Raw genomic sequence first — 11,225 nt, forward strand, 5'->3', positions numbered from 1 at the left:
GAACCACCCTGAAAAATCGAGCCGCAATGCTACGAGTCAGGTCGTGGACATTCTTCGGGAATATCCTGAAAAAGCCTCGGACCACAAAAGGATCGGGCAATAGGCTATTACGCGACACGAATAACCAGACAGTGGATAAACCCATCCTGACTTGTAGGAAATCTCTTATCGTAAAAAATAAGAAAATTCCGATTGATATATTTAAAGAAAACAAAACAGGCCATCTTCCGGCAATAAAAAAAGCCACTGCCAAGGCAGTGGCTTTCTTCGAAAAGGCGCCGTAATAACAATATCAGCGCGGCTCGTTTCCAGAGCCGGAAGTATTGCCGGAAAACGGATTGCTCCAGAGATTTCCCAAGGACTGAAGTTGCGAGGAAGTCCCTTGTGCCAAGCCGGTGAACAACCCGGAGATGGCACCGAAGATCGTGCCCACGGTGACGTTGAGGATAGCGCCGATCGGGTTGCCGCCCAGCAGGCTGGAGAGCCCCTGGGTGATGCCCCCCAGCGCACCGCTCAAGGTGCCGAAGAGCGCACCGCCTATGCTGTCGAGGAAACCGGAGGAGGCTCCGCCGGCGACCATTTCCAGCTCCTGCCCATCGAGTTCTTTCATCATGCCTCCATCATCTAGCGCATAGCGGAGCCTGCCGGATACCGGCAGGCTCCCTGTTCCACCGAACAGATGGGAATGCCACCCAGCCAGGCGGTGGCATTCATTCGGCTCGATGCCGGATCAACGCGGGCCGGTAGAGGAACCGCCGCCGCCCACCAGGCCGCCGAGCAGACCGCCGCCTTGGCCGACCTGCGGGGCCGGAACGTTCATGCTCCACCAACCTTCGGCGTTGGCGTTGAAGGTTTCCAGCGACATGCCCCAGCCATTCACCAGGCCATAGGTAACGGCATGGATAACGCCGAGAACGCCACCGATGACGCCACCGAAGGCACCGCTGGCGACGCCGACGCCCAGAATGCCGCCCACCGAACCACCGGTTACCACGCCCTTCGCCACGCCGGTGCTGAGGGACAGCGGAATCAGCATGATGGCGGCGCCAATACGACCGAAGACATCTTCGAAGATGCCGGCACCGGCGACCATTTCTACTTCTTGCATGTTCAACTCTTGCATTTTCATACTCCTTGCACATTGAGTGCTTATGTTGGCTTTCTTGCTGCGCTACCACTTATGTGGCGCGACCAGGTGATTGTTCTGTATGGAAATACCCATGACAACCTTAAATCGGCGAACTAAATCGCCATTCAGATTTCCTGGCAAAAGGCCATAAAAATACAACCAGCGGAGTTGGAAGTTTCATACAAGACCCTCTTATGAATGTCAGGCGGCATAATTGTCCGAAAGATAATTCGCGCATCGCACATATAAATAATTCACTGCGTCCGAACGGCAAAAAGCCGCTTCGGTACGAACCGAAGCGGCTTTGATTTACCGGCCGGAAATATCCGCTACTTGCCGCCGCGCCTCACTGAAGCGCCCAGAACCCCAGGCGGCCCAATCCCGCCGCCAGTTGCAGGCGGGCGTTCTGCCAGTCGGCCAGGGCGCGGATATGCTGCTCCTGGGCATCGGCGTAGGCGCTCAGGGCGTTGAGCAGTTCGATCATGCTGCCAACCCCGGAGCGGTAGCGCCCGCGGGTCACCTCCAGGGCCTGGTGCGATTGTTCGACCAGGGCGTCGGTGCTCTTCAGGCTGCGGGTATCGACCATCAGCCGCTGGTAGCTGCCCCACACCAGCAGCGATACCTGCTGCTCGGTACCGGCCAGGGCCGCGCGGCTGGCCTCGACCTGGGCCCGCGCGCCGCGCACCCGGTAGTTGCGTTCGAAGCCCTCGAACAGCGGGATGTTCAGTTGCAGGCCCAGGCTCGAATCGCGCTGCCGGGTGTCGCCGTTCAGCGACAGCGGCAGGTCGTTGCGCGCATGGCTGAGGCTGCCGGTCAGGGCCAGCGTCGGCCGGCCTTCGGCGCGCGCCTCGCGGACCTTTTCCTGGGCCGCGTCCAGCCGCGCCTGGGCGGCGATCAGTTCGGGGTGGTGGTTGCGCGCCTGGGCCAGCAGCCGGTCGATGGCGCCGACGAAGCCGGTATCGGGCATCGGCGTCAACTCGCTGGACAGCTTCAGCGCGCTGTCCGGTGCCAGCCCCATGCGCAACGCCAGCGTGCCCAGGGCGTTGTCCAGGTTGCCGCGGGCGCGCACCAGGCGCAGCTCGGACTGGGACGCGGCGGTCTGCGCCTGCAGGCGGTCGGAAAGCGCCGCCGCGCCGGCCCGGTACTTGGCGTCGGCGGCCTGGAAGTTCTCCTCGGCCATGTCCTTGACCTGCTGCGCCGCGGCCAGGGCGTCCTGGGCGGCCAGGGCGTCGTAGTAGACCTGGGCGGCGTTGACGAAGGCGTTCTGCAGTATCGCGTCGTGGCTGGCGTTGGCCGCCACCAGCAGGTGCCGGGCGCTGCGCAACGCGGCGCGGCGCTTGCCGAAGTCGAACAGCACCCAGCTCAGGTCCAGGCGGGCATCGAGGCTCTTCTGGCGGGTCGAGGTCTCGACGCCGTCGAAGTCCAGGTAGTCGGTGCGGCTGCGGCCGTCGCTGGCGCCGACGCTGGCGCCCAGGCGCGGCAGGTACGCCGACCAGGCGACGCCCATCTGCGCCGCCTGGGCCTTGGCCTCGGCCCAGGCCTGGCGGGTCTGCGGGTCCTGGCAGAGCATGCGCTCGATGGCCTCGTCCAGCGCCAGTTCCGCCTGGACGCCGTTGAACAGGCAGGGCACGCCGCCGTGCCGCGCCTCGCTGACCGGCGCCTGGGGCAGCGTGCGCTCGGTGCGGAAGACGTCCGGCCCGGCCAGGGCCGCGGGGCCCGCGGCCAGCGCCAGGGCGAACGGGAGGATGCGCTTCATGCCGGTTCGCCCTCCAGCAGCCCGGGGTCGACGGCCCGCTCGCCCACCACCTTGCCGCCGGTGATGACCACCACGCGGTCGGCCGTGGCGATGGTCTCGGGACGGTGGGCGACCATCACCCGGGTGATGTTCAGCGAGCGGATAGCCTCGTTGACGCGGCGTTCGCAGTCCACGTCGAGGTGGCTGGTGGCCTCGTCGAGGAACAGGATCTGCGGCCGCTTGTACAGCGCCCGGGCCAGCAGGATGCGCTGCTTCTGGCCGCCGGAGAGCACCGTGCCCATGTCGCCGACCAGGGTGTTGTAGCCCATGGGCGCGATCATGATCTCGTCGTGGATGGCCGCCAGGCGCGCGCACTCCATGACCCACTCCATGTCCATCGCCGGGTCGAAGAAGGCGATGTTCTCCGCCAGCGAGCCGGCGAACAGGCTGTCGTCCTGCAGCACCGTGCCGACCACGCTGCGCAGGCCGTCGAGGCCGATCTGCGACAGTTCCATGCCGGCCACGCGGATCGCCCCGTCGGATGGCGGCAGGATACCGAGCATGATGTTGACCAGGGTGCTCTTGCCGCAGCCGGAGGGCCCGACGATGGCCACCGACTCGCCGGCGCGGATGTCCAGGTCGATGCCGTCGAGCACGTAGGGCTCGTGTTCCGAGTAGCGGTAGCGCAGGCCGCGCAGCTCGATGCCGAACTCGCGCTGGCGCAGCAGTTCGGGGTCGATGCCGCTGCCGCCCTGCTCCGGCGCCTCGAGGACGATGTCGGCCAGGCGCTCGCCCTGCAGCTGCAGCATGCGCAGCTCGAAGAACTTGTCGATCAGGCTGCCCACGCGGCTGTCGAACTGGCCCTTGTAGGACTGGAAGGCCATGAGCGCGCCCACGGTGAAATGCCCGTCCATCACCATGTTCGCGCCCAGGTAGATCACCAGCAGGTTCTCGATGCCGAACAGCAGGCCGTTGACCTGGCCGTAGAGCAGCCCCAGCTTCTGCGTGCGCAGGCCGGCGTTGACCTGCTCCACCAGCAGGCTCAGCCAGGTGGCGCGGCGCTCGGTCTGGCGCTGGAACAGTTTCAGCGGGCGCACGCCACGCATGGTTTCGAGGAAGTGCGTCTGCTGCCGCGCGCCATGGATGATCTCTTCCTCGGTGGCGTTGCGCAGCGGCTGGTACGAGACCCAGCGCACCAGGGCGTAGAGCACCATGCAGACGATGGCGATGCTGGCCAGCAGCGGGCTGTAGACCAGCATCATGCCCAGGGTGGCGATGGTCATCAGGCCGTCGAGCACCGCCACCAGGAAGGCCGAGGTCAGGGTGGACTGGATGCTGTCGACGGCGCCGAAGCGCGAGACGATGTCGCCCAGGTGGCGCTTCTCGAAATACTGCGTGGGCAGGTTGAGCAGGTGGGTGAAGACGTTGGCCCGCCACTGCACGTTGAGCAGCGTGCCCATGTGCATGCCCACCCATTGGCGCACGGCGCCGATGATCTGCTGCATCAGCATCATCAGGCCGAAGCCGATCAGCAGCGTGGTCAGCAGGTCGCGGTCGTTGCTGGGGATGACGTTGTCGATGGTCCACTGCATGAAGAACGGGCTGACCAGGGCGAACACCTCCAGGGCCAGCGACAGCAGCAGCACCTGGCCCAGGGAGCGGTACAGGCCGCTGACCTTGCCGAGCATGCCGAGCAGGCGCAGGTTCGGCTTGGCCTCCTTCTTCTCGAAGGCGGCATCGGGCCACAGCTCCAGGGCCACGCCGGTGAAGGAACGCGACAGCGTCTCCACGCCCACCTTGCGGATGCCATGGGCCGGATCGTGGATCACCGCGCCGCGGCGGCTCACCGACTTGAGCACGACGAAGTGCTTGAAGTCCCAGTGCAGGATGCACGGGGTGCGCAGCTTGGGCAGGTCGGCCAGGCCCAGCTTCAGCGGGCGCGTGGCCATGCCCATCTGCTGCGCCGCCTCGATCAGTTGCTTGAGGGTGATGCCCTTGAGCGAGACGTTGAAGCGCTGGCGCATTTCGCGCAGGTCGTGGTGGCTGCCGTGGTAGGCGGCGACCATGGCCAGGCAGGCGATGCCGCACTCGGCGGCCTCGGTCTGCTGGATGCTGGGCAGGCGCCGGCCGAAGCGCAGCGCGAGGGAGTCGAAGATAGCCATACGGCGCGATACCTCAGAGTTTGCCGGACAGGCTGTAGAGGGGTTCGAGGACCCATTCGTAGAGTTTGCGGGTTTCCTGCAGCAGGTCGGCCTCCAGCAGCATGCCGCTCTGCAGCGGGCGCGGCTGGCCGTAGGCGCGCACCTGCTGTTCGTCCAGTCGCACGCGGATGCGGTAGTACTGCTCGCCGCTCTGGCCGACGCCCGGCACGCTGCCGGCCATGGCCGCCAGCTCGTTGTACGGCAGCGAGGTGCGCGAGATGGACAGCACCTTGCCGTTGTGCTGGCCGAATTTCTGGTAGGGGTAGGCCTGGTAGCGGATCCGCGCCGTATCGCCGACCTTGATGAAGCCCACCGCGCGGCTCGGCGCATAGAGTTCGGCGAGCAGTTCGGCGTTCTCGGGGACGATGCTCAGCAGCGGCCGCGAGGGGTCGACCAGTTGGCCGACCTCGGCCAGCACGGCGGTGGCGATGCCCGCTTCCGGCGCGACGATGCGCAGGGTGCGCTTGGCTTCGCTCTCGCCCAGTTGCTGGCGCACGCCGTTGAGCTGGCGTTGCAGCTCGGCGCGCTGGTTGGCGTGGCGCGCGTCGAGCCCGTCGAGGGTGGCCTGTTGTTCGCGCAATTGCTGTTGCAGCGCCGTGCGCTCGCGCTCCAGGCGCTGCAGGGTCTGGCGCTGGCCGAGCAACTCGGCCTGGCGCTGCTGGAACTGGTCCATGGAGATGTAGCCCTTCTCCATCAGCCCGCGGTAACGGCCCTCGGCGTCGCTGGCGATGGCCAGCAGCTTGCGCTGGCTCTGCAGCTGGGCGGCCTGGGTCGTCAGTTCCTCACGCAGGCTGACGACCTTGGCCTGCAGGCTGCGGCGCTCGTCGGCCTGCAGCCGCTGCAGCTTCTCCAGCTGCTGTTCCAGGGACACGCGGCTGGCCTCCAGCTGATGGCTGATGCCGGCCTGCACCGCCTGGTCCTGGCCGCTGTAGCGTTCGCTGGACAGGCGCAGGAGGGTCTGGCCGCGTTCGACCTTCTGCCCTTCGCGGACGGATTTCTCGACGATCACGCCCATCTGCGGCGCGTGCACCTTGGCCTGGCCGTTGACCGGCAGCAGTTGCCCGACCACGGTGCTGCGCTTGGTGTAGCTGCCCCAGATGAAGAAGCCCGCCACCAGCAGGGCGAACAGGGTGGCCAGGGTGGTCAGCACGCTGAAGGACAGTGGGCGTATGAGGATGATCGGGCCCAGCCAGTGGGCGCCCTGCCCTTGCAGGGCCTCGGTGCGGAACAGGGGTGTCTCGGTACTCAAGGTCAGGAGCCTTTGGGTTGTCGTTCGGCGATGGGTCTTTCTACCGGCGGAGCACGGGCGGAAACACCGGGGATGTCCGAATCTGGGGAAGCAAAACGACCTACATCAGCCAGATTTTTCTGAACTTCGAAGAAAGGCCGCCGGGCCGATGCGGGGTCACGAGCCTGCTCGCGCCCGGGAAGAAAAAAGCGGCGCCACCAAGGGGGAGAAAATTCGGCGCCGCTGAAAAACGGATCGGTGCCCCGGCGCAAGCGCCGGGGCGGTTCAGGGCCTCAGACCATGATCTGGTGGTTCTGGATCAGGTTCAGCAGGTCGGTACGCACGCCCATCAGGGTGATCAGGTCGGTGGAACCGACCTGTTGGCCGATGCCGTCGCGGTCGACGCTGATGATGGTGTTGTTGCCCTCGACGCGGCTCGACAGGTAGTCCAGCAGCCCCTGGGACGAGGCATCCAGCTGCAGCACGCCGTCATCCCGGACCAGGCTGACCGGGCCGCCGTAGCCGAGCATCCCGCGCAGGTCGATGATGTCGGCGTTGCTGTTGTTCAGCACGTTGCCCAGGCCGAAGCCGAACACCATGTCATGGCCGTTGCTGCCATCGGCGGAAACGTCCCAGGCATCGACCGGACGATAGGCCAGGGTGTCGTTGCCACCGCCGAAGAGGTAATAGATGTCGTCGCCACCACGGCCTTCGAAGCGGTTGCTGGCGGCGTTGTCCATGAAGGCGTCGGCGTACCAGCTGCCCTTCACGGCCTCGATGCCGATCAGGGTGTCATTGCCCATGCCCAGCGACTGGCCGCTCTGCAGGTTGACCTGCACGCCCTGCTTGGCGAACTGGTAGTCCACCTCGTCCAGGCCCTGGGTGGCGCTCCAGACCTTGCTGCCGTCGGCCAGCAGGTTCCAACCGCCGCCGCCATTGATGACGTCGTTGCCTTCGGTGGCCATGAAGCTGTCGTTGTAGCCGGTGCCCACAGTGCCCGCGCCCTGGCTGTCGAAGCTCACGGTCGGCTTGCCGGCGGTCAGCACGTAGGCGTGCTCGGCGGCGCCGGTGACCAGGTTGCCCCAGGTCGGGTTGACCAGGCCCAGGTCCTCTTCGAAGCGGGCCGGGACCATGTTGCCGTTGCCGATGGCGGGCTCGGCCAGCAGCTTGGCGCTGTAGGTCTGGTTCGCGTCCAGGCCGTAGAAGTACACCAGGCCGGAGCTGTCGTTGGTCACGCCGGACTGCGGGTTGAGGATCTGGCTGGCGACCAGGCGGCCCGCCGCGTCGAACAGCTGCACGGTGTTGCCGAAGTAGCTGTTCATGCCGTTCTTGTCGAGGATGCGCAGGATCAGGCTGGTGCCTTCCACCACGTGGTTCTCGTTGCGGATCAGCACCGTGGGCGCCGAAGCGGTATCCAGGCCCACATGCTCCTTGCCGGAGGTGCGGTACAGCAGCAGGTCGATGGCGCCATCGAAGTCATAGTCCACCGCCACCGCGCCGGTGACGTTGTCGTAGGCCTCGTTGCCCAGCAGCTGGCCGCTGTTCATCCAGTCGCCATTGCCCTGGTTGATGAACAGCACCGGCGTCATGGCGGCATTGGTGCCGGACCAGGAGGTGTTCTGCCGCGGCGCCTCGAGGACGTCCATCTTGCCGTCATGGTTCCAGTCCACGGCGAAGGACGGGCCGCCGTCGAAGTGCACCAGGTTGCCCTTCTGGTCCTGGCCGAGGGCGTCGTTGAAGAACAGCGGGTTGTCGTTGTCCATCCCCAGCCACTTGCCGTTGGCGTCGTTGCCCAGGTTGAGAATGATGCGGCTGTCGTCGGAGTTGCCGTTGTAGCCGGTGGAGCTGCGGGTGCCGCGGGCCAGGAACAGGTCCAGGTCGCCGTCGCCGTCGAAGTCGGCCCAGGTCATGGCCACCGAGTTGTTGCTGACCTGCTTGGCATCCAGCGTGCGGTCGTCACGGAACACGTTGGCGAAGTTGCGCGACGACTCGAAATCGCCGTTGCCCTTGTTCTGCAGCACGGTCAGGGCGGTGTAGCCGTAGTAGTCGCCGTGGCCGGCGAGGTCGACGCTGCCGTTGTTGTCGATGTCGACGCCGCTGATCTCCGAACCCCACCAGGCCTTGTTGCTGTGGCTGGACTTGAGCACGCCGTCCTTGTTGTCGATGCGGCCGAAGGAGCCCTGCTGGTTGTCGACGTAGATGAAGTCGGTGTAGCCGTCGCCCTGGGCGTCCCAGGCGATGATGCCGCCGACGTTGTTGTTCTTCGACTTCTGCAGCGAACCGGCGCTGTAGGTGCCGTCGGCCTTGGCGGTCCAGATCGGCAGGGTCCAGGAGGCGCCGCTGGTCATGGCCAGCACGTCCATCAGGCCGTCGCGGTTGTAGTCGGCGAAGGTGGCGTTGCTGAGCATGTGGCCGTCGCCGTCGTGGGTGACGTCGTAGGGTTCGGCCAGGTAGCTGGCGCGATAGTTTTCGCGGTCCAGGCCGCTGTACACGTGGCCGGCGTTCTTATAGGCGGTAGAGCTCAGGGCGTAGCCGGTGCTCTGGAAGAACGACCAGGTGCCGTCGGCGCTCATGGCCATGGCTGCGGTGTTGGAGCCGCGCACCGAGGCGACCGTGCCGCCCCAGCCGGTGTCATGGACGCTGAAGCCGGCCTCGTTGACCGGGCGGTGGGCGTCGGTCAGCACCTGCGGGCCGAAGCCGGAGTTGTTGCCGGCCACGTCCCAGGTGACGAAGCCCAGTTGCTGCTGGCCTTCGGGCAGGATGGCGTCGAAGCTCCAGCGGCCGTCGTTGCCGGCCACGGCGTAGCCGACGATCTTGTCCAGGCCTTCCTGGTAGCGGCCGTCGCGGTTGACGTCCTGCACCAGGGCTACGGTGGCGCCAGCTTCGGCCAGGCCGTACTGGGCGCTGGAGTAGTAGGCGCGCTCGCCGCTGAGGGTCTGCGTACCGAACTGCGGGGCGAAGGCGAAGGGCACCGGCGAGTCGATGTCGACGACCAGGGTGCGCTCGCCCAGCTCGACGCTGTTGCCGGCGTTGTCGGCCACCCGCAGTTTCACGCCCAGCTGCTGGCTGGCCGACAGCGGTTCGCTGGTGTAGCTCCACAGCTGGCCGCCGTTGGACATCAGCGTCTCCCAGGTCTTGCCGCCGTCCAGGGACAGTTGCAGGTGCTGGCCGATCTGCAGCGCGGCGCTGAGCTTGCCGGACAGGGTGACGCTGTTGTCACGGGTGATGAAGTCGTTGTTCTGCGCGCTCTGCGCGTTGCTGTACTGGCCGGCGATCTCCACCGCGGTGTCGGTGCCCAGCTCGATGCTGGAGTACATGTCCGGCAGCGGGTTACCGGCGTCGAAGACCACGTCCTGGGCCGCGTAGCTGCTGGCCACCGGGTTGCCCTGGGCGTCCAGCACGCGCATTTCGTAGCGCACCTGGGTGCCGAGGTTGTGCACGCTGGGGTCGATGTAGATCCAGTCGGTGCCGAAGGCCTGCACGGTCTTCCAGCTGTTGCCGCCATCGACGCTGACCTGCAGCTTGGCGCCGGCCGGCAGTTCCTCGCTGAGGGTGCCCAGCAGGGTGATCTTCGAGGCGCTGGTGATGTAGTCGCCTTCCACGCCGGTGTCCGGGGTGATGCCGATGATGCTGACCTTGATGCCTTCCACCGGCTGCGGGGTCACCTCGCGGCTGATGGTGATCTGCTGGGCGGTCATGGCGCCCTGGTTGCCGGCGGCGTCGATGGTGCGCAGCAGGTAGGTGTAGTTGCCGTTCTGCAGCTCGCGCACGTCCTGGTATTGCCAGTAGGCGCCGCTGACGGAAGCGACGTCCTGCCAGGTGGCGCCGGTGTCCAGGCTGATCTGCAGCTTCTCGTTGGCGGCCAGGGCGGTGCTCAGGCTGCCGAACAGCATGGGCGTGGAGTCCGCGGTGACCAGCGGTTGCTCGGGCAGGGCTTCGGAAACGTTCTGGATGGTGGCCTGGGCGCTGGGCGGGGTGAGGTCGAGGATGAAGCTGAAGGGCGGGCTGAAGTCGCTTTCCAGACCGTTGCTGCTGTCGGTAGCGGTGGCGCGCAGCACCTGCACGCCCTCCTCGCGCAGTTCCTCGGAGGGGGTGAAGCGCCAGGAGCCGTTGCCCTGGACGATGGTGCTGCCGATCACCCGGTCGCCGTGATAGACCTTGATCAGGTCGCCGGCGGCCGCGCCGTTGCCGATCAGCGTCGGCGTGGTGTCGTCGGTGTAGCCGTTGAGCTGGACGATACCTTGGTAGGCCGGCGTACCGGCATCGTCGAGCACGTAGCTGATGTGCGGGGCGGGCGGCGCTACGGGCACTTCGAGCGGGTCGTTCTGGGCGAACACGGCAGCGGCCGCCTCGCGGGACAGGTTCTTGCTGACAGTCATGTGGTACTCCTGAGTCTAGTGTCGAACGGCGGCGGGCCGGGCCCGCCGCCGTTCGTTTGGCAGGCCTGCCGCTTGGCCCCGTCTGTGCGGGCGTCCGGCAGGCGAGGGAGGATGCTAAAAGGCCACCGCTGCCGTGTATCTAAGGCGCTCCCTAAAGTCCGGCGGCATTGGTCGGCGGCTGTCGGTGGGGGGCGGAAAAGGTTGTTCGCGGAGGGGGCGGGGCGTTCATGGCGGGATGGGGGGAGCCTCGGCGCCCCCATGGGGAGCGGTGTTCTGGCCGGCGGCGTATAGCCGCGAACGGTTATGCGCCCTATGGTTCCAGGGGCGCATGGTCGTGGCGCGTCCCGCGCTCGCGGGAATGACGAGGGGGCTGGGAGTCTCAGGATGACTTCGAATTCACCGCCCGCTCCGAACAGCCCCCTCTCCCGCTTGCGGGAGAGGGCTGGGGAGAGGGTGCTCTTTTGCAGAGCCTCAACCTTTGTCCCGACCTCAATCCCCGTCATTCCCGCGAACGCGGAAACCTAACTGCCTCGGCTTGGACGTTTCTGCGCCG

At 66.3% G+C, this 11,225-nt stretch carries 6 protein-coding genes; all 6 read right to left on the reverse strand.

Features of this window, described 5'->3' with window-relative positions:
* Positions 1-292 precede the first annotated feature (292 nt).
* The 6 genes from ACTWJ5_RS20015 to ACTWJ5_RS20040 all read right to left on the reverse strand — a co-directional run bounded on the left by ACTWJ5_RS20015 (position 293) and on the right by ACTWJ5_RS20040 (position 10,672).
* The gene (locus ACTWJ5_RS20015; RefSeq protein ID WP_074985389.1) at positions 293-610 is read right to left on the reverse strand and encodes a hypothetical protein; all 318 of its coding nucleotides are present in this window, start codon (positions 608-610) and stop codon (positions 293-295) included.
* 120 nt (positions 611-730) lie between these two features.
* Complete coding sequence (locus tag ACTWJ5_RS20020; protein WP_249917039.1) at positions 731-1,123, reverse strand: hypothetical protein; 393 nt, start codon at positions 1,121-1,123, stop codon at positions 731-733.
* Between the two features lie 352 nt (positions 1,124-1,475).
* Positions 1,476-2,885 (reverse strand): TolC family protein, encoded by a 1,410-nt coding sequence (locus ACTWJ5_RS20025; RefSeq protein WP_256511750.1) that lies wholly within the window; start codon positions 2,883-2,885, stop codon positions 1,476-1,478.
* Positions 2,882-5,026 carry a peptidase domain-containing ABC transporter gene (locus ACTWJ5_RS20030; protein ID WP_444436383.1) on the reverse strand — a complete coding sequence of 715 codons (2,145 nt, stop codon included), beginning with the start codon at positions 5,024-5,026 and terminating at the stop codon, positions 2,882-2,884. Before ACTWJ5_RS20030 ends, ACTWJ5_RS20025 begins: the two co-directional genes overlap by 4 nt.
* 13 nt (positions 5,027-5,039) lie before the next feature.
* Complete coding sequence (locus tag ACTWJ5_RS20035) at positions 5,040-6,296, reverse strand: HlyD family secretion protein (RefSeq protein ID WP_074985407.1); 1,257 nt, start codon at positions 6,294-6,296, stop codon at positions 5,040-5,042.
* Positions 6,297-6,586: 290 nt separating this feature from the next.
* Entirely contained in the window at positions 6,587-10,672 is a 4,086-nt protein-coding gene (locus ACTWJ5_RS20040; protein WP_444436384.1) for an Ig-like domain-containing protein, read from the reverse strand.
* Positions 10,673-11,225: the final 553 nt, after the last annotated feature.

The sequence above is a fragment of the Pseudomonas sp. A6 genome (assembly GCF_052367875.1).
Taxonomy (GTDB): Bacteria; Pseudomonadota; Gammaproteobacteria; order Pseudomonadales; family Pseudomonadaceae; genus Pseudomonas; species Pseudomonas citronellolis.